At 31.6% G+C, this 19,879-nt stretch carries 17 protein-coding genes and 8 tRNA genes; 18 read left to right on the plus strand and 7 right to left on the minus strand.

Features of this window, described 5'->3' with window-relative positions; all coding sequences use genetic code 11:
• Positions 1-155 precede the first annotated feature (155 nt).
• Genes SOJ_RS06370 through yhaM form a run of 3 tightly spaced genes read left to right on the plus strand, consistent with a single transcriptional unit; the run spans position 156 to position 5,216 of the window.
• Positions 156-1,340, plus strand: coding sequence for a metallophosphoesterase family protein (locus SOJ_RS06370; protein WP_002507248.1), 1,185 nt, complete (start codon positions 156-158; stop codon positions 1,338-1,340).
• 1 nt (position 1,341) lies between these two features.
• Positions 1,342-4,275: an ATP-binding protein gene (locus SOJ_RS06375; protein WP_002507249.1), complete on the plus strand. Its 2,934-nt coding sequence runs from the start codon at positions 1,342-1,344 to the stop codon at positions 4,273-4,275.
• Complete coding sequence (gene yhaM, locus SOJ_RS06380; RefSeq protein ID WP_002507250.1) at positions 4,275-5,216, plus strand: 3'-5' exoribonuclease YhaM; 942 nt, start codon at positions 4,275-4,277, stop codon at positions 5,214-5,216. Before SOJ_RS06375 ends, yhaM begins: the two co-directional genes overlap by 1 nt.
• A gap of 148 nt (positions 5,217-5,364) precedes the next feature.
• Here yhaM and prsA read toward each other — a convergent pair whose 3' ends face one another.
• The 4 genes from prsA to SOJ_RS06400 all read right to left on the minus strand — a co-directional run bounded on the left by prsA (position 5,365) and on the right by SOJ_RS06400 (position 8,345).
• Positions 5,365-6,357: a peptidylprolyl isomerase PrsA gene (prsA, locus tag SOJ_RS06385; protein ID WP_002507251.1), complete on the minus strand. Its 993-nt coding sequence runs from the start codon at positions 6,355-6,357 to the stop codon at positions 5,365-5,367.
• A gap of 285 nt (positions 6,358-6,642) precedes the next feature.
• Positions 6,643-7,200 carry a DUF3267 domain-containing protein gene (locus tag SOJ_RS06390; RefSeq protein WP_002507252.1) on the minus strand — a complete coding sequence of 186 codons (558 nt, stop codon included), beginning with the start codon at positions 7,198-7,200 and terminating at the stop codon, positions 6,643-6,645.
• Between the two features lie 268 nt (positions 7,201-7,468).
• On the minus strand, positions 7,469-7,840 hold the full coding sequence (locus tag SOJ_RS06395) for a YtxH domain-containing protein (RefSeq protein WP_002507253.1): 372 nt from the start codon (positions 7,838-7,840) through the stop codon (positions 7,469-7,471).
• A gap of 79 nt (positions 7,841-7,919) precedes the next feature.
• Positions 7,920-8,345: an HIT family protein gene (locus tag SOJ_RS06400; protein ID WP_002507254.1), complete on the minus strand. Its 426-nt coding sequence runs from the start codon at positions 8,343-8,345 to the stop codon at positions 7,920-7,922.
• A 127-nt stretch (positions 8,346-8,472) separates the two neighbouring features.
• Between SOJ_RS06400 and ecsA the strand changes: the two genes are divergently transcribed.
• Complete coding sequence (ecsA, locus tag SOJ_RS06405) at positions 8,473-9,210, plus strand: ABC transporter ATP-binding protein EcsA (RefSeq protein ID WP_002507255.1); 738 nt, start codon at positions 8,473-8,475, stop codon at positions 9,208-9,210.
• The gene (gene ecsB, locus SOJ_RS06410; protein WP_002507256.1) at positions 9,207-10,430 is read left to right on the plus strand and encodes an ABC transporter permease EcsB; all 1,224 of its coding nucleotides are present in this window, start codon (positions 9,207-9,209) and stop codon (positions 10,428-10,430) included. The genes ecsA and ecsB overlap by 4 nt, the downstream gene beginning before the upstream one ends.
• A gap of 83 nt (positions 10,431-10,513) precedes the next feature.
• On the opposite strand, the gene SOJ_RS06415 is transcribed toward ecsB, so the two are convergent.
• Positions 10,514-11,017 carry a signal transduction protein TRAP gene (locus SOJ_RS06415; protein WP_002507257.1) on the minus strand — a complete coding sequence of 168 codons (504 nt, stop codon included), beginning with the start codon at positions 11,015-11,017 and terminating at the stop codon, positions 10,514-10,516.
• Between the two features lie 260 nt (positions 11,018-11,277).
• Between SOJ_RS06415 and hemE the strand changes: the two genes are divergently transcribed.
• The 13 genes from hemE to SOJ_RS06480 all read left to right on the plus strand — a co-directional run bounded on the left by hemE (position 11,278) and on the right by SOJ_RS06480 (position 17,463).
• Complete coding sequence (hemE, locus tag SOJ_RS06420; protein ID WP_002507258.1) at positions 11,278-12,312, plus strand: uroporphyrinogen decarboxylase; 1,035 nt, start codon at positions 11,278-11,280, stop codon at positions 12,310-12,312.
• Between the two features lie 84 nt (positions 12,313-12,396).
• Entirely contained in the window at positions 12,397-13,320 is a 924-nt protein-coding gene (gene hemH, locus SOJ_RS06425) for a ferrochelatase (protein ID WP_002507259.1), read from the plus strand.
• 17 nt (positions 13,321-13,337) lie between these two features.
• Positions 13,338-14,732 (plus strand): protoporphyrinogen oxidase, encoded by a 1,395-nt coding sequence (gene hemY / locus SOJ_RS06430; RefSeq protein WP_002507260.1) that lies wholly within the window; start codon positions 13,338-13,340, stop codon positions 14,730-14,732.
• A 191-nt stretch (positions 14,733-14,923) separates the two neighbouring features.
• Positions 14,924-15,481, plus strand: a complete 558-nt coding sequence (locus SOJ_RS06435) for an RBBP9/YdeN family alpha/beta hydrolase (RefSeq protein WP_002507261.1) — start codon at positions 14,924-14,926, stop codon at positions 15,479-15,481.
• Positions 15,482-15,856: 375 nt separating this feature from the next.
• Positions 15,857-15,928, plus strand: a tRNA-Met gene (locus tag SOJ_RS06440).
• Positions 15,929-15,939: 11 nt separating this feature from the next.
• A tRNA-Asp gene (locus SOJ_RS06445) sits at positions 15,940-16,015 on the plus strand.
• A gap of 10 nt (positions 16,016-16,025) precedes the next feature.
• Positions 16,026-16,098 (plus strand) — tRNA-Phe (locus SOJ_RS06450).
• Positions 16,099-16,116: 18 nt separating this feature from the next.
• Positions 16,117-16,192: transfer RNA gene (locus tag SOJ_RS06455), tRNA-His, on the plus strand.
• A gap of 14 nt (positions 16,193-16,206) precedes the next feature.
• Positions 16,207-16,280: transfer RNA gene (locus SOJ_RS06460), tRNA-Gly, on the plus strand.
• Positions 16,281-16,290: 10 nt separating this feature from the next.
• Positions 16,291-16,365: transfer RNA gene (locus tag SOJ_RS06465), tRNA-Asn, on the plus strand.
• A 3-nt stretch (positions 16,366-16,368) separates the two neighbouring features.
• A tRNA-Glu gene (locus tag SOJ_RS06470) sits at positions 16,369-16,440 on the plus strand.
• A 45-nt stretch (positions 16,441-16,485) separates the two neighbouring features.
• Positions 16,486-16,574, plus strand: a tRNA-Ser gene (locus SOJ_RS06475).
• Positions 16,575-17,022: 448 nt separating this feature from the next.
• Positions 17,023-17,463 (plus strand): carboxymuconolactone decarboxylase family protein, encoded by a 441-nt coding sequence (locus tag SOJ_RS06480; protein ID WP_002507262.1) that lies wholly within the window; start codon positions 17,023-17,025, stop codon positions 17,461-17,463.
• Between the two features lie 77 nt (positions 17,464-17,540).
• Here the strand turns inward: SOJ_RS06480 and SOJ_RS06485 are convergent, their stop codons facing one another.
• Positions 17,541-18,104, minus strand: coding sequence for a PepSY domain-containing protein (locus tag SOJ_RS06485; RefSeq protein WP_002507263.1), 564 nt, complete (start codon positions 18,102-18,104; stop codon positions 17,541-17,543).
• Between the two features lie 644 nt (positions 18,105-18,748).
• Positions 18,749-19,750, minus strand: a complete 1,002-nt coding sequence (locus SOJ_RS06495) for a glycosyltransferase family 2 protein (protein WP_002507266.1) — start codon at positions 19,748-19,750, stop codon at positions 18,749-18,751.
• Positions 19,751-19,879 lie beyond the last annotated feature (129 nt).

Here is a 19,879-nt window from a genome sequence, read left to right on the forward strand (position 1 = left end):
TTATCGACTGAATCTTAGACAATGTGGTAAAATATAGAGATACAAGGTATTCGCATGCACACATCTTAAAATTTGAATAAGTAACCAATTCATTTATAGATTGTCTTGCATGTATCATCTTAAATAAACCTTTAGATAAAGGAGAACTGTACTGTATGGTGAAATTTATTCATTGTGCTGACTTACATTTAGATAGCCCATTTAAGTCAAGAAGCTATTTAAGTCAGTCGATTTTTGAAGATATGCAAAAAAGTGCGTACGAAAGCTTTAAAAAAATAGTAGATTTAGCATTGAATGAAGAAATAGATTTTATGATTGTTTCTGGTGATTTATTTGACCAACAGAACCGGACATTACGTGCAGAAGTGTTTTTGAAAGAGCAATTTGAGCGCTTATCTAAAGAACAAATATTCGTATACATTTGTCACGGCAATCATGATCCATTATCTTCAAGTATTGGTACAGAATGGCCAGATAACGTTTCAGTGTTCTCAGAAAATGTAGAAACTTATCAAACAATTACTAAAAATGGTGAAGAAATCTACCTTCACGGGTTTAGTTATCAAAATGATGCAAGTTACGAAAATAAATTAGATGCTTATCCATCAAGCCAAGGACAAAAGGGAATCCATATTGGCATACTTCATGGTACATATAGTAAATCTAGCACTAAAGACCGTTATACAGAATTCAGATTAGAAGATTTAAACAATAAGCTGTATCATTATTGGGCATTAGGTCATATTCATGAGCGTCAACAATTAAGTGATATGCCTCAAATTCACTATCCAGGGAATATACAAGGCCGACACTTTAAAGAATTAGGCGAAAAAGGTTGTTTGTTAGTAGAAGGTGACGATCTAAATCTTGAGGCTAAATTCGTACCTACACAATTTATTCGTTTTGAAAAAGCAACGCTTGAAACAGATAAAACATCTAAACAAGGTCTTTTTGAAGCAATTCAAACTTTTAAAACACAAGTGAGAAAAAAAGGTAAATCGATTTATCAATTAAAGGTTATTGTTAATTCCGATCAAACAATACCTGAACAAGACGCATTACAAGTTCATGAAATGATTAGTGATTATGAAGAAAATGAGCATAACTTTGTATTTATTGAAAATTTAACAATCAATAATAAATATGAAGATCAAAATACATTAGTAAAAGAATTTTCGCCAGAATTAATCGAGGACAACACTGTGTATGATAAAGCTATGAACGATTTGTATTTAAATCCAAAAGCTTCTAAATATCTTGAAAATTATAGTGATTTTGATCGACGTGGTTTGATTGAACATGCCGAAGAATTATTAAAGTCAGATATGAGGGAGGAATAATATGAAAATTAAATCGTTAGAGATATATGGTTATGGCAGATTTATACAAAGAACAATCGAGTTTGATGAGACTTTCACTGAAATATATGGTGAAAACGAAACTGGAAAGTCTACGATACAAGCTTTTATTCACTCCATTCTATTTGGTTTTCCAACAAAGAAAGAAAATGAGCCTCGATTAGAACCACGATTAGGTAATCAATATGGCGGTAAATTAACTTTAATTCAAGACGATGGTACATTAGTTGATGTTGAGCGTATAAAAGGTAGTGCAGTGGGTGATGTGAAAGTTTATTTACCTAATGGCACGATTAAAGATGAAAATTGGTTGAAAAAAGAATTGAATTTTATTTCTAAACGTACATACCAAGGTATTTTTTCTTTTGATGTACTTGGGCTACAAGATATTCATAAAAATATGGATGAGACTCAATTACAAAATTATTTATTACAAGCGGGTGCATTAGGTTCTACAGAATTCACTAGTATGCGTGGCATTTTAAATGAGAAAAAAGAAATGTTATATAAGAAAAATGGACGTAATCCAATTATTAATCAGCAATTAGAACAGTTGAAAGAATTAGAGGGTCAAATTAGAGTAGAAGAGTCGAAGTTAACTACTTATAAAAGACTTGTAGATGATAAAGATAAATCAGAACGCAGGTTAGATAATATAAAGCAAAATCTAGCACAGTTATCAAAAATGCATAACGAGAAACAAAAAGAACTCACTTTGCACGAACAAACACAAGAGTGGAAAACGCTAGAATCTCAACTTAATATTGAACCAGTACTTTTCCCTGAACAAGGTATTGATCGCTATGAATCTGCAAAAATTCAAACCCAAAACCTTAAAAGAGATTTAGGCTTGAGAGAAGAAAAGTTAGCACATCTTAAATCAGAAAATGAAAAAATTAATGTTCCGAAACAAAGTGATATAGATGCTTTCAATCACTTACACCAACAAGAGAATGAAATTAAACAAAAAGAATACGAACTTAAAGCTATTGAAAAAGACATCCAAGATAAAGAACGCGAAAAGACAGGTCTGAAGTCCAATATTGGTTGGCATGATGTGCATCATCAAGCTGACAGTTCAGAAGCAATGAAAAGTTTTGTAAGTAATCAAATTAAAAACAAACAAGAACAAACTGCATTTGTACAACAATTAGAACGTAATATCGAAGAGAATAAAATTGATCAAGAGACCAATGCTACGGAAATAGATGCTTTAGAAGCAGATATTGTACCTGAAGAAAATTTTGAAAAGAAAAAACAATATAATAAACAAGTATTCGAGCTTCAAGAAAAGAATAACCTTTACCAAAAAATGAAAGAGGCTTTTGATAAAGATCAACAAGAAAATGAGAAAAAACAGAATCTATTACGCATAAGCTTAATTATCTTAGCAGTAATAAGTATAGGACTAACGATTTTCTCATTCATATCTGCGAACATACTCTTTGGCGTTGTATTTGCGATATTGTCAGTCATATTTATCATAGGCGTTTTCTTTGTAAAATCTAAAGAAATAGGTCATAGTGAAACTTTCTCAAAAGAAATAGATGATTTGCAACGACAAATTACGCATTTAGAAGATAATTATGATCTCGACTTTGATTTGGATGATCAGTACCGAGTGCGAGAACAGTTGAATAGTACAGTTAAGACAAAAGAAGCACTTGATAAAAAAGCTGAATATTTAGCAACGAGTTTAGAACAAGCTCAAAAACAGTACCAAGAAGCCCAAGACAGTATTCACAAAGTTAAATCAGATTTACATTTATCTGATAAAATGTCAGATGAACTGATCATTGATAGTATTGGCACAATGAATAAGATTAAAGACCATGATAAACACATCGATGAACTTAAAGAACAAGCTCGTCAATTACGTGAGTCATTAGAAGCCTTTTATGCGCATGCTAAAGAAATTACAAATAACCAATTTACTTATTTTAATGATTTATCATTATTCCATGACATTAGACAGTGGCTCAAAGAAGAAACAACTAATCTTGAAAAATGGAATAGAAACGATGAGCAAATCAAATTAATTGAGAGTGAAGTATCGCAACTACGCAATCGATTAAATGAAAATAATAATGTGATCACACAGTTATTTGGCTATGTTAATGCTTCTGATGAAGAAACTTATTACCAACACCATGTACAATATCAAAATTACCAACAACAAATGACTAGGTTTAACGATTTATCGAAATACCTAGAGAATCAAAATTATAATTATGATTTAAGTTCAAGGTTAAGTGAAAAGACTTATGCGCAATTAACGCACGAAGATGAAGTCTTAGCACGACAAGTAGACGAATATAATGATCAATATTTAGAAATGCAGTCAGAAGTTAGTGACTTAAACGCAAAAATAACTGATATGGAGACAGACAAGACATTAGCTGATTTAAGACATAGATTCCATATTCTTAAAAATAAAGTAAATGACGAAGCAAAAGATTGGGCAAGTCTGAGTTACTTACAATCTTTAGTAGAAGGTCACATTGCACAAATTAAAGATAAACGTTTACCAGAAGTGATAAGCGAAGCAACTGATATATTTACGCATTTAACAAATGGTCATTACGTACAAGTGACTTATGCAAACGATGAATTAATGGTGAAACAGCAAAATGGTCAAATGTATGAACCAGTAGAACTTAGTCAGTCTACTAAAGAAATACTTTATATTTCATTACGTTTGAGTTTAATCAAAACGTTAAAACCATACTATCCATTTCCTATTATTATTGATGATGCATTTGTACATTTTGATAAGCAACGCAAAGAAATAATGATGAATTATTTAAGACAAATGCCGAAAGACTATCAAATTTTATTCTTTACATGTGTGAAAGATACAAGTGTGCCTTCAAAACAAATCATTACTTTGAATAAATTCGAGGAAGGCGGTAAATAATGAGAAACGTAGAAAATTTAAAGCCTGGAGATTCTGTAGATAACTTTTTTCTAATTCACAAAGCAATACAAGGTGTGACAGCTCAAGGTAAAGATTATATGACACTACATTTGCAAGATAAAAGTGGAGATATAGAATCTAAATTATGGACGGTTTCAAAAGAAGACATGAAAATATTAGAGCCGGAACAAATCGTCCATGTTACTGGTGATGTTATCAATTATCGTGGTAGAAAACAGATGAAAATCAATAAAATAAAGTTAGCAAAACCAGAAGATAATATGAAAACTCAAGATTTTGTTGATGGTGCACCATTAACACCAGATGAAATTCAAGAAGAAGTTTCACATTATATGCTAGATATTGAAAATGCTACATTACAACGTATTACTCGTCATTTGATACGTAAGCATCAGGAAGCATTTTTCACATTCCCAGCTGCAAGTACACATCACCATAACTTCTCTAGTGGTTTAAGCTATCATGTATTAACGATGTTGCGTGTTGCAAAATCTATATGTGATATTTATCCTTTACTTAACCGTAGTTTATTATATAGCTCAATTATTTTACATGATCTAGGCAAAGTAAGAGAATTAAGCGGACCAGTTGCTACATCGTACACAGTAGAAGGTAATTTACTTGGTCACATCTCCATAGCAAGTGATGAAGTTGCAGAAGCGGCAAGAGAGTTGAATCTTGATGGAGAAGAAGTACTTTTATTGCGCCATATGATTTTAGCACATCATGGTAAGATGGAATATGGTTCTCCTAAGTTACCGCATATGAAAGAAGCAGAAATATTATTCTTTATTGATAATATCGATGCAAAAATGAATATGTTTGAAAAAGCATATAAGAAAACGGATAAAGGTCAATTTACTGAACGTATTTTTGGTCTAGAAGGCAGACAGTTTTATAATCCAACGTCACTAGACTAATCTCGTTATTGTTTATATAAGAGGGTAGTTTGGAGCATCAATAGCTCATCCTCAAACAAAATATAAAAAAGGCTGATAGAATCTCTTTTGGGATCTATCAGCCTTTTTGAATTTGTGTTAGCTATTTCAGGGGCTCTGTGATGGACTATTATTGTCCTGTAGACATTCCAGCGCCACCTTGTTGCATAGCTTGTTGTTGCTGTTGTTGTTGTTGCTGTTGTTTTATTTTTTCTGGGTCTAAGATTGAATCTTCAATAGCTTTTTTGATATCTCTATCTTTATAGTCTACATTATATTCATCTAATAACTCTTTGTATGCATCTGTTAATAATTTAGGCTCTTTTTGTACTTTAGATTGTAATAATTGAGATTTAAGTTTATCTTTTTGTTTATCAAAGTCGTCTTCTTTGTTTGCCTTAATAATATGATAACCATAATCTGTTTTCACTACTTTTGAAATTTCTCCTTCTTTAAGTTTAAAGAGTGCTTTTTCAAATTCATCTTCCATTTGGCCTTTCATAACATAGCCTAAGCTACCGTCTTTTTTAGCTGATGATTTATCTTCTGATTCTTCTTTTGCGATTTCTCCGAATTTGTCTGGATCTTTATCGACTTGTTTTTTGATTTTTTCTGCTTTTGCTTTTGCATCTTTATCTGATAAACCTTCTTTATCATCTTCGTTTTCTTTCACTTTAATTAAGATATGAGAACCTTTTTTAGTGTTTTCTTTGATTTCTTTATCTGATACTTCGACTTTATCATTAAGTAATTCTTTTTGATAAGCTTGTGTTTTCTTCTGTTCTTTATAATCACTTATAGACATTTTTTGCTGTTTTAACATACTTTCAAATTGTTCTTTACCGCCATATTGTTTCTGTTCTTTTTCGACTTCTTTATCAATATCTTTCGTATTAACTTCGTCTTTATATTTATCTGCTAGTAATTTGTTTAATAAGATTGAGAATGAACTGTTGGCAATTTGTTCATCGCCCATTTTGCTCATGACATCTTCTACTTTAACGTCTCCAGCTTTTGATGAAATAATCGTATCATCTTTTGAATCTGTTGCACTACTACCACAAGCACTTAATAGCAACGCGCTTGCTGTAACCGGAAGTATAACTTTTTTAAATGTTTTCATGGTTGGAAACTCCTTTTGTAATAATAACAACGTAAATATAACATATTATGCTGTGTTCACCAATAAGAAACCCTGTTTCTAGGACTATAGTATTAGTAAATTTATAAAAAAATAGATTATTAAAATTAATTTGAATTAAAAACAAAAAAGTGGGATAGAAATCAAAATTTAAAATTTGATTTCTATCCCATCCATAATACTTATTAGATATCTGATAGTTATTATGCAATATCCCATTTACATGTGTAACATAGCATACTGGATTTATGGCAAAGTCACTTCACTTTATTGTTCATATTTAGTGTCAACTTTATTTAAAATATTAATGCCTGTTTGATGTTCTTCTATATATGAACCTTCATTGGAAAATAGTATTATTTTTAAATAAAGAAAATCCATTACTGAATAACCCATATTTAATGCAAGAATAAACATAAAGTAATGACCAAATTGTGGGAATTGTATGCTGGCATATGCACAGATGCTCGTAATAATGATTACAGGTGTAATTAAATCAAAACAAAAATAATATTTATTAACAGGTGTGTTCACATACGTATTATAAAAAGGTACGGATTTATGTCGCACTAACTTATATTTTTTGAAAGATTTATAATAAGGAAACAGAAATACTAAATGAATTGCTTTATGAATAGGGTATAAGATCACCACTAATACTAAAAATACTAAAAAATATTGATCTGTTAATTTCGTATTGGAAAAAAAATACAAAATCTCATAGGCAATCAAGAATGTAATGATCGTTGTGACTAAACTTAGAAATGCTATTCTAGGTAAGCCGAAACGTGCATTAATATCAATTTGGCGTGTACATAGATACATAACTAAATCATGCTCCTCTACTTAATAAATAACAGCACTTATATACTTTCGTATTATCTATCCTAACAGGAAAAAGGTCAAGATAATTTTGAATATGAAATAGGGCGTATATTAAAGAAGAAATAAGCGATCAATTGAATACTTTTATAGAAGGTTTTATCAGTATATAAAAAGAGCTGTAAACCTCATTATGGACAATGCTTAGGTTTACAGCTCTATGTTTAGGCTTGATAGATGTTTAGCATAAAATCAATTGAATAACTGTAAGTTATTTATCTTTTTCAAAAGTTTTACTAATTTCTTCGCCACGATTTTGTAAATTCTCGATATGAGACTGTAATTTTTCAATGTTAGGATTGATATCAGATTTGAAATCACCAATCATTGTTTTCACCTCATCACCAATCGTACTGCCAAATTCTGTACTTTCAGATTTAATTTGAGAGATATAATTTGTAATATCATTTATACTTTGCTTAATGGTATTAATTTCTCTATCAACTTCTGATTCAGCGCCGGCAGGTCTTTTTGTTTGTGCATTAAATTGGTTAGACTCTCTTTTATCGCGGTTCATCAAAGCAAAGCCAAGACCAGTTGCAACGCCAGCACTAAGACCTAATAATATTTGAGCTGTTTTCATAAAAATTCTCCTCATTTCTAAATAATATCGCATTCTTTAATATGTTTTATATACCCCATATGAGATAAAATAAGCATATTTAGTCGAATTGAGCTGCTATTTCTTGTGCGAGTTTAGCTTTTTGGTCATCATCAATCGTCTCTTCATGCGTTTCCCATTTATAGCCAAAGCCATCCACATCGTTTTCATATCTTGGTAAAAAGTGGAAATGAAGATGGAAGACAGATTGATCGGCAAATTCACCATTATTCTGTATAATATTTAATCCATCAGGGTTAAATGCTTTTTTAATCGCATTGGCTACTTTAGGTAATGCTGCGCCAATATGTTTCATCGTCTCAGTATCTGTTTCGAAAATATTGGCTGATGCTTTTTTAGGAACTAAAAGTGTGTGACCTTTTGTAACTTGAGAAATGTCTAAAAATGCGTAAACATAATCATCCTCGTATACTTTATGGCTAGGTATGTCACCATCAATAATTTTACTAAAGACTGTTTCTGACATGAATCTTCACTCCTTGTAAGATTGTTACTGACTATTATAGCATTAGTATATTATTTCCGTCATTTTTCGCAGTAAATTTATGCCTATAGACTGATTTTTGATACAATATAATTTGTGGAGGTGCCATATGACAGTAAAAATAGAACATTTAACAGGCGGTTATGGTAAACGACCTGTAATTAAAAATATAAATTTCGAATTAACCCAAGGTGAAATTGTTGGGCTTATTGGATTAAACGGAGCAGGTAAAAGTACGACAATTAAGCACATGCTTGGTTTGCTGACGCCTATGGAAGGTGAAATGACAATTTCTAATATAAATATAAAGCAAGATGTTGAAACTTATAGAAGGAAATTATCTTATATTCCAGAGGCTCCGGTTATTTATGAAGAATTAACATTGCAAGAACATATCTACATGACAGCTATGGCTTATAATATTAGCAAAGAAGCTGCAATGGAAAAGGCACAACCTTTATTAAAAACATTTCGCTTAGAAGATAAATTGAATATATTTCCAAGCCATTTTTCTAAAGGTATGAAGCAAAAAGTGATGATTATCTGTGCTTTTATTGTAGATCCAGAATTATACATTATTGATGAACCATTTCTAGGATTAGATCCTTTAGGCATTCAATCCATGTTAGATTTAATGGTTGAGAAAAAAGACGAAGGTCGTACGGTATTAATGAGTACACATATTTTAGCGACTGCAGAAAGATACTGCGATAGATTCTTAATTATGGACGAAGGGCAAATTGTAGCATTCGGAAACTTAGATGAACTAAGAGCACAAACAGGTTTAGAAGGTAAAACGCTAGATGAAATATATATCCATGTCACACAAGGTGGCCAACAAACATGAACCAAAATGCGAAACAATTATTTAGTACAAGAAAACAAGAGATAAGCAAAGAAAAACAATACTATAATAAATTCATATTTAATGGTCATTTCTCTGTATTTCTTGTAATTATGTTTGGTGCTTTTCTAGTAGGCTATGGTGATTGGTTACAATCTACACCAAAGCATTTTAATTACGCTTTGGTTGCTAGTATCGTCGTAGCATTAACATCAATGTTTCCAATTAGAACGTTGCTTAAAGATGCAGATAGACTTTTTCTATTACCATTTGAAAAACACATGTCGGAATATATGAAACATAGTTTAATATATAGTTACTTTTCTCGAATAGGGATACAAGTAGTAATACTAATTGTGTTATTCCCATTGTTTTTTGTGATTAATAATCAAACTTTTGGTTTTTATATTTTGTTTGCTGTATTAGCACTCATTTTTCCATTATTAGGGCTATTACTAAAATGGCAATGGTATAAATACCGATTAGAACGTTGGTCTCTTTATGTATTACTCTTTATTATTTTCACATCTGGATATTACTTAGCATTAGAGCCGAAACAACTATCAAGTATTACTTCTGTTTTTATCCTAATCGGCATAACAATGTTGATCCGTTATCAAAATAAGACACATTTATATCCTTGGGAAAAAATGATTAAATCAGAACATCAACATCATATGAATTATTATAAATTCGTTAATATGTTTACGGATGTAAAACATCTAAAAGAAACAGCGGTAAGAAGAAGTTATCTAGATCCATTGCTAATTACGCCTAAGCGTAAAAGGTTTAATTCAAATTATATGTATCTTTATTTATTTATAAGAAGTTTTGTGCGCGGTAAAGATGCTTTTAACATCATTTTAAGATTAGTAATTCTTGCGCTTGTTTTAATGTTTTGGTTAGAACAACCCATTATCATGTTAATTATTGGTAGCTTGTTTATGTACATTATCTTATTACAAATGGCACAATTTTATACACAACAAGCTTATGGTTTGTGGCCACAAGTATGGCCGGTTACTGAATCAAAAGTAATAAAAGGATATGAACAATTCTTATATAGATTAATGTTAATTGTAGGAGCGTTATTTATTATCGTTTATGCTTTTGTATTTCCACTCTATAGTTACTTTGGTTTGTTATTCTTCCTTGTAGGTTGGCTAACAATAATAAATGTCATTAAAAAACTTAAATATCAAGAAACATTGTTAAGAGATTAAAAAAAGTCGTTTCTCGGTGCGATAGATAGTTTATCCATCGCATAAGAAACGACTTTTTATTTTAAAAATTGTAATTTTCAATATTAATTATCATCAATCGGGAATAAATGTCTTTCGAAATAACTCGAATGTTGACGACTTGAGCCGAAGAACTGGCTTAATGCCAGCTTATCAAAGTTGTCTTTGAATAAAGACGAAGCTCTAAAATCTTCATAAGCATTTCTACTTTCGAAGCCAAAGTAAATCTTATATGTTAAACCTTGTTCCGGTTTTAAGAAACGATAACTTCTATAACCAGCAAATTGATTGAAATCAGTAGAAAAGCCTTCCAATTTTTTCTCTAATTGATAAGCATGATCTTCTGAAGTTGGAATAAATATTACTGAATAAAAGTTGTTCTCATCTAAATCGCCGTCAGACTTTAGAACTTCATAAACTAAAGGTTGTTTTAAAACGGATTGATTATCTGTTTCTTCTATGATTACTGAAGAGTCAGAAGCTGAAAATTGTAATAAGTTATGACTAGGGTTATTTAGTCTGATTTGATTCAAATAACCAAACGTACCATAAGATGCATAAATTTTCATAAGATTTCCCCCTTGCTTTGTTTAAGAAAGTGCATATAACTATTATACTGTACTATAGATATATCTATGTTATCAAATAAATATAACAATAGTCTTTGATAACATTATAATAGATTTCTAAAAGAAAACAATAGTCAAATGATTAAGATAACAAAAGTAGACTGTTTGTCTTTTTTATGACATTTTAACACAATGAAATACGGCGTATATAACAGTATGGTATTATAAATAAGAATGATTATAATGTAGGAGGATTCAAGGTGCATAATAAAAATAATACAATCCTAGATATGATAAATGGTGAGGCGGTAAACCACACACCAGTATGGTTTATGCGTCAAGCTGGTAGGTCACAGCCTGAATATAGAAAATTGAAAGAAAAGTATTCTTTATTTGAAATTACACATCAACCAGAGTTATGTGCTTATGTGACACATTTACCAGTTGATAATTATAATACAGATGCAGCGGTGCTGTATAAAGATATTATGACACCACTTCAGCCGATTGGTGTAGATGTGGAGATAAAATCTGGTATCGGTCCAGTAATTCACAATCCTATAAAAAATATACACGACGTTGAAAAGTTAGGGAAGATTGATCCTAAGCGTGATGTGCCTTATGTTTTAGATACAATAAAAATATTGACTGAAGAAAAATTAAATGTGCCATTAATTGGTTTTACAGGAGCACCATTTACATTAGCAAGTTATATGATTGAAGGTGGACCTTCAAAGAATTATAATTTTACTAAGGCGATGATGTATAGTGACGAAGAAACTTGGTTTGCACTTATGGATCATTTAGTAGACATGTCCATCACGTATACATCTGCTCAAGTTGAAGCTGGAGCAGAGATAATTCAAGTGTTTGATTCTTGGGCTGGGGCGTTAAATGTAAAAGATTATCGTTATTATATTAAACCAGCGATGGAGAAACTTATTAATGGTATAAAAGCGAAGCATGATGTACCTGTAATATTATTTGGTGTAGGTGCGAGTCATTTAGCACATGAGTGGAATTCATTACCAATCGATGTATTAGGTTTAGATTGGAGACTTTCTATCAAAGAAGCTGGAGATCTGCATATCACTAGAACCTTACAGGGCAATTTAGACCCATCATTGTTATTAGCACCATGGGACGTTATTGAAGAAAGATTAAAACCAATATTAGATCAAGGAATGGAACATGGACAGCACATTTTCAATCTTGGACATGGCGTCTTTCCTGAAGTTAAACCTGAGACACTTAAACGTATAACGACATTCGTTCATGATTATACGAAGAGATAGTAGACATAAACACACGTCACCAAGAGTAACAATTTATTATGTCATATACATCTAAAATTTATTATACAAAAGGATGATTTAAAAATGACAAAAACAATAGGCTTATTAGTTATGGCATATGGCACGCCATATCAAGAAAGTGATATTGAGGCTTACTACACAGATATTAGACATGGCAAAAAACCTACAGAAGCAGAATTACAAGATTTAAAAGATAGATACAAACATATCGGTGGGTTATCACCATTAGCTAATACAACAAATCGTCAAGCTGAAACACTTTGTGATGCACTAAACGAAGCATACAGTGATGTTGAATTTAAATTATACGTTGGTTTGAAACACATACACCCGTTTATAGAAGATGCGGTTAAATCAATGCATGAAGAAGGTATAGAAGAAGCTGTTACAGTAGTGTTGGCTCCACATTATTCTAGTTTCTCAGTAGGTTCATATAATACAAGGGCTCAAAAAGAAGCGGATAAATATGGCATTACATTTAAACATGTAGAGCACTATTATCAACAACCTAAATTCATTCAATATTGGACAGAAAAAGTGAATGAATCATTATCGGAAATTCCACAAGAAGAACATGATGAAACTGTATTAGTTGTATCAGCGCATAGTTTACCGAAAGGACTTATTGAGCAGAATAATGACCCTTACCCAAATGAATTACATCATACAGCACAATTATTAGAAGAACATTCTAATATTATCCATGTAGCTGAAGGATGGCAATCTGAGGGTAACACTGGTACACCGTGGTTAGGACCTGATGTTCAAGACTTAACTAGAGCATTATATAATGAACATGGCTATAAAAATTTCATTTACACTCCTGTTGGTTTTGTATGTGAACATTTAGAAGTGTTATATGACAATGATTATGAATGTAAAGTAGTCTGCGACGAATTAGGCGTTAACTATTTCCGTCCGTCAATGCCTAATACGGACCCTTTGTTTATTGGAGCAATCGTTGATGAAATCAAAAATGTTTATTAAAGGAAGCGTGAACTGTTTTGACTAAAAGTATTGCGATTATTGGTGCTGGTATTACAGGTTTATCAAGTGCATATTTTATTAAAAAACAACGACCTGATATTGATGTCACTATATATGAAGCGTCTAATAGAACTGGTGGTAAAATTCAAACATATAGAACTGAAGGATACACTATCGAACTTGGGCCAGAATCTTATTTAGGACGCAAACAGATAATGACAGATATTGCTAAAGAGGTTGGTTTAGAAAGTGACCTTATTACAAACCAAACAGGGCAGTCTTATATATATGCTAAAAATAAATTATTCCCCATCCCAGGTGGGTCAATTTTAGGTGTACCAACTGATGTTAAGCCCTTTTTAAAAACAAAACTAATTTCTCCTACAGGTAAATTAATAGCTGGGTTAGATTTATTTAAGAAATCGATAGAAATAGAACATGATATTTCAGTCGGATCATTTTTCCGCCAGCGCCTAGGAGATGAAGTGTTAGAAAACTTAATAGAGCCTCTAATGGGTGGCATTTACGGTACGAATATAGATGACTTGAGTTTAATGAGTACTTTTCCAGAATTCAAGCAAAGAGAAGAACAATTTGGTAGTTTAATTAAAGGTATGCGATATGAAAAAGTACAGCGACAGAAACAACGTCAACTATATCCAGGAGCGCCAAAAGGCCAATTCAAGCAATTCAGACATGGCCTGAGTTCATTTATAGAGGCTTTAACTAAATATGTATTAGATCTAGGTGTCCAAATAGAGTTTAATACGCCTATTCAAGATATTATCGTTGCTCAAAAATCTTATGAAATCGTTACGGCAGAATCGAAAATAGGATATGATGGTGTCTTGGTTACTACGCCACATCAAACATTTATGCAATGGTTTGGCAATGATCCTTCCTTTGACTATTTCAATACTATGGATTCTACGACTGTTGCAACAGTCGTATTAGCTTTTGATGAGCAAAATATTGAAAACACATATGACGGTACAGGATTTGTCATTGCGCGTACAAGTAAGACGAGTATCACTGCTTGTACTTGGACAAGTAAAAAATGGCCATTTACAACACCAGAAGGTAAAGTACTTATTCGTGCATACGTAGGTAAACCTAATGACACGGTCGTGAACGATCACACAGACGACGAAATAGTGAATATTGTTAAAAATGATTTGAGTCAAATGATGACATTTAAAGGTGCGCCAGATTTCAGCATCGTGAATAGATTACCTAAAAGCATGCCGCAATATCATGTAGGTCATATAGATCGTATTAAAGAAATACAAGCTCATATTAGAACAAGTTATCCAAGGCTACGTATTACTGGCGCCTCATTTGAAGCAGTAGGGTTACCTGACTGTATTCAACAAGGCAAAAATGCTGTAGAAGAATTAATAGCTGAACTATAATAAAACTTTGAAGAGTCGTTTTTCGATATAATAAGTCGTTATATCGAAGTAACGGCTTATTTTTATATTTTTAATTGTTGGAAAATTTAATATTTATAACAATTGTGAGATACTTAATATATAGCGTAGTAGAATCGGATACGGTAGCAAAATAACAATGATTTATGAGCTATTGTACAGGAGGAATATTTATGACAGATATTGTAATTGTACATTCCAAAATTGGAGATGCTACAAACCATTGGTATCAATGGTTAGCTAATAATCTTATTTTAGAAGGTTACAATGTAACATTATTTGATTTACCAGTAGAAGAAAATGATAATCTTGAGCAGTGGGTGGAAAGAATGAAAGACCAAATCACTGTTGATAAATATGAAACATATTTTATAACACATGGTTTTGGTACTTTAGCATCATTAAAGTACATAGAAGAAACGAATATAAATCATATAGAAGGTCTGTTTAGTGTTGCAGGCTTCATGGATGACGCGGAAGAAATAGATGCATATATTGATCCTGAAACGAAAGCAATCGACTATGAGATTGTTAAAAATAAAGTAGATCAATTCTATGGTTTGTGTTCTAAAAATGATAAATATGTATCTTACTTAGAAACTAAAAGATTAATGGATACATTAAATGGTGTGTGTAAAGTAACAGAGAATGGTGGCCATTTTATGGAAGATGACGGCTTTACCACATTCACAATTTTACACGGAAAAATGCAAGGTATCATGAGTAAGTAATTTAGTATTTAACATTAAAGAACATTATTTAATTAGTTATTGTTCTTTAATGTACAATATTTATTGTAATGACATCACAACAAATGTAGTATTTAAGCGTGAAAACAATAGAATTTTGTATAAATAAGGAACTAAAGATAAAATATTATTATTATATTCCTTTTTTACACAAAATAGTTTTTAAAAGTTATTGACTAAAGCGTTAGGAATTTATATACTAAGTAAGTATTGATTGATAGGGGATGTACAAACATCAATTATCGCATTAAAGTTTTAATTCCTGATTAAGCCAATGTAAATTACTTTTAAAAAGTTGTTGACATTAAGTAAAGATTCATGGTATATTAATTGGGTAGGCGTCATTAATAATATTACCGCGGGATGGAGCAGCGGTAGCTCGTCGGGCTCATAACCCGAAGGTCGGTGGTTCAAATCCGCCTCCCGCAATTTTTATTTTAGGTCTCGTAGTGTAGCGGTTAACACGCCTGCCTGTCACGCAGGAGATCGCGGGTTCGATTCCCGTCGAGACCGCCATTATCATTATGGTTCAGTAGCTCAGTTGGTAGAGCAATGGATTGAAGCTCCATGTGTCGGCAGTTCGACTCTGTCCTGAACCATTTTTTAATATTGCTTTGGCGGTTGTGGTGAAGTGGTTAACACATCGGATTGTGGTTCCGACACGCGTGGGTTCGATCCCCATCATCCGCCCCATAATGATTAATTAAGCGGGTGTAGTTTAATGGGAAAACCTCAGCCTTCCAAGCTGATGTTGTGGGTTCGATTCCCATCACCCGCTCCATTTAAATTATTCCACAGTAGCTCAGTGGTAGAGCTATCGGCTGTTAACCGATCGGTCGTAGGTTCGAGTCCTACCTGTGGAGCCATATGGCCCCGTGGTCAAGCGGTTAAGACACCGCCCTTTCACGGCGGTAACACGGGTTCGAGTCCCGTCGGGGTCATACAAACAGAAGTGAAATATCGCTTCTGTTTTTTTATATTATATTGGAGAGTTGTCCGAGTTGGCCGAAGGAGCACGCCTGGAAAGTGTGTAGACGTCACAAGCGTCTCGAGGGTTCGAATCCCTCACTCTCCGCTATTTACATAAGTTGAACTTTTTTGAAACACCGTAAACCTGATATAATAGGGTTTCGGTGTTTTTACTTTCAATAGACTACTATAAAAATTGTAATCCCCATAATTAATATTAAAAAATATGTTGTCAAACTATAACTTTCATTAAATTAAATAAGGATTTACTTTTATCAGAAATTATTATATTATTGTTGTGGACACCCTAGGGTGTTGTCAGATAGAGTGGGTCTAACGTACACCTTAGGGTGTGGGTTCAGACAAACTCTCAGACGTAACCATCTCTTCGGAGATGGTTATTTTTTGTTACATTCAAGTCTTTTACAATCTGAAATATGTGAAATAGTAATACAAAATGAGGTTATACAAGAAGAGTGTAAACAAACAAATTGTGATTCTTAACCTTAGAAATTATACTGAATTAGAATAATCATGATTATGGGGGTTCATTTTTGGAAAATAGAATAGATTATTATGAAATTGCTGGAGAAGAAATGGCATTAATAATGGATTTGGAAAAACAATTAAAGAAAACATCTATTAATAGAAAGTTAAGAGAGTTGATTAAGATACGTGTCTCTCAAATAAATGGTTGTGCTTTTTGTATTGGTATGCATACTGCAGATGCTAGAAAAATGAAAGTATCAGAAGAAGAAATCTATTTATTAAATGCATGGCATGAAACAAATATATATTCTGATAAAGAGAAACTGGCTTTTGAACTTACAGAAGCAGTAACGAATATTACTGTAAATGGTGTTTCAGAGGAACTATTTAACGAAGTTCGTAAACTGTATACAGAAGAGGAGTACACAGACTTAATATTAATCATTAATCAAATCAATATGTGGAATAGATTGTCTATTTCTATGGGGAACAAACACATCATATAAGTCATAACTTTATAGAAATCATAAATAAAGGAGGATCAATAACTTCATATTGATCCTCCTTTATTATTTAGTGAATTTTAATCGTCTTGTTCATTATTTAGTACATCACCACTTTTAGCATCGATTGTGATTTCGTGCTTAGTGCTGTCATCTTTTAGGTCTAAATCGTAAACGAGTTTGCCATCATCTTCAGATAGGGACCATTCTTTGATGTCGCCATCAAATTCTTCTTGTCCTTTTTTAATAGCTTCTTTATAGTCGATGGCATCATTATATTTAAATGTTTCATTTTCATTTTCTGAATCTTCATTTTCAGTTTCCTTATTTAAAACCTCTTTGTTTTTATCAGAAATGATAACTTCTGATTCTTCACCATTTTTTTGTTGCTCTATTTTATAAGCCCATTCACCATTACTCTTTTCATAAGTAATGCCTTTTAAGTCTTGTCCACTATACTCATCTTGTGCTTTTTTAATAGCATCTTTGGGGCTTGTTTTGATTTTATCTAAAGCAATGACTTGTTTATCTGTATCTTTATTACTAGAATCCTCAGATTTAGTATCGCTCTCTGAATCTCCATTACCACATGCTGTAAGCAAAATACCTGACAGTGCTACCGCAGTCACCAATTTTAACTTCATTTTTAACACTCCTTGTAAATGATTCAATCATTAATCTATACCCAGTAATAATACTTTCAAACTATAATTTTAAAAAATAATTTTTTGAGAATTTTAGTGTGATAAAATTTATATTTTTTAGTATTAATAATTAAAAATGATAAATTAAATAAGTTTTCATTTACAATATTCCGATTTTGAAAGGACATGTTTGTCTTGTTTTTTATAATATGATCAATTAGCATTGCCAATGTAAACTGAGATGTTAATCACAAACAATGATATCACTCAAGCAGTTAATAAGACTGTTAAAGCAATTCCAGTAATAGAATTTTATGAATCTATTCACTTATATGGTTCATTATCTTACCGCCTTAAAGAAATTTAAAATCTACAAGATACACGGAGAAGAGGGGTATTATTAAAATTAAAGTCTCCTTTTAAATCATGAATGTTTATATGGATTTTTAAATTGCTAATACTTGCTATTTTATACCCATTCATCATTAATATTGGTGTTTTATTTTTGTTCCATTTAACTGAAAATGTAATTTGCTCATAATTCGTGAATATCCATTCAATTTTTTCTTTGTTTAGTTTTAAATCTTCTTGCTTCAATGCTAAGTAATGTCTATTTTCATAATTAAAGTTTTCCAATTATATCTTTAACCACCTTTTAATATTTTATCTGCAGTCATCACAGCTAATAGGTTATTTTGACGTATAGCTTCCAATTTTAAATTAAATATAGGTGTTACATATGTATCTGCGGTTCTAGGAACTTCATTTATAGTTTTTGATAAATATTTAAGCCATTCTTTTTTCTCTTTGTAACTCATTTTACTAATTGAAAAATGCTTATTCTGTCCATGTCTCAATAGCCTTGTTGTATACTTCGCTGCAAGTTTGTCACGGAGTACTCGTTTTTTGTATACTTTACTGCAATATATTGCGTTATAGATATTGCTTATAGTAGAAAAATATTGTTTCGGTGTGCTTTTTTTAGTAGACAGATGATTTTTAGACGAGAAATCATTCACAACAATGTAGTATTCATAATCAGTTTTAATAGAATAATTTTTTGAATTCATAAGGAATTCTATAGTGAAAAGTTGATCCTCTGCAGTTTTAGCATTTGTTTTAAAACGAATTTTATTTTTATGTATAATATTACTTTTAAACATTTTTAAAACTGATAATGCATAAAACAAACTGTTTTCTATAATATCCGCTTTTGGCACATTACCATTCTCAAACACTGCTTTCGGAACACCTCTACCTTTTCCTTCCACACCATACTTACCAATAATTAAATCACTATTATTTTCTTTCCCATATATGTAAAGATCCTCTAACGCTCTTTCATGCAAGTAATCATCAGAATCTAAGAAGAAAATGTACTCTGAATTACTCATGCTTATGCCTTTGTTTCTTGGAGCACTTGCGCTTCCTGTATTTTTATTTAATCTTTTAAATTTTATTAAATGCTTATAATTAACCCAATATGATTTAATAGTTTCAACAGTTTCAATATCATTTGAATGATCATCTATAATTATTAATTCAAAATCTTTATGACTCATAGTTTGATTTAGAATTGAATCGATAGTACGAGAAATCATATTCCCGTTATTATATGTAGGCATGATCACACTAACCTTTTTCATAAGAAATCACTCCTTTAAACTAAAATAGCAAAGTTAAATAGGAGATGGAATAAGGTTCAGAAAAGTGTAAAAAATATAACTGCAAATGTAAAAAAATAGATGTATGAAAATTCAAAAGCGATTTGAAAT

This window comes from Staphylococcus sp. OJ82 (assembly GCF_000294465.1).
GTDB lineage: Bacteria > Bacillota > Bacilli > Staphylococcales > Staphylococcaceae > Staphylococcus > Staphylococcus equorum.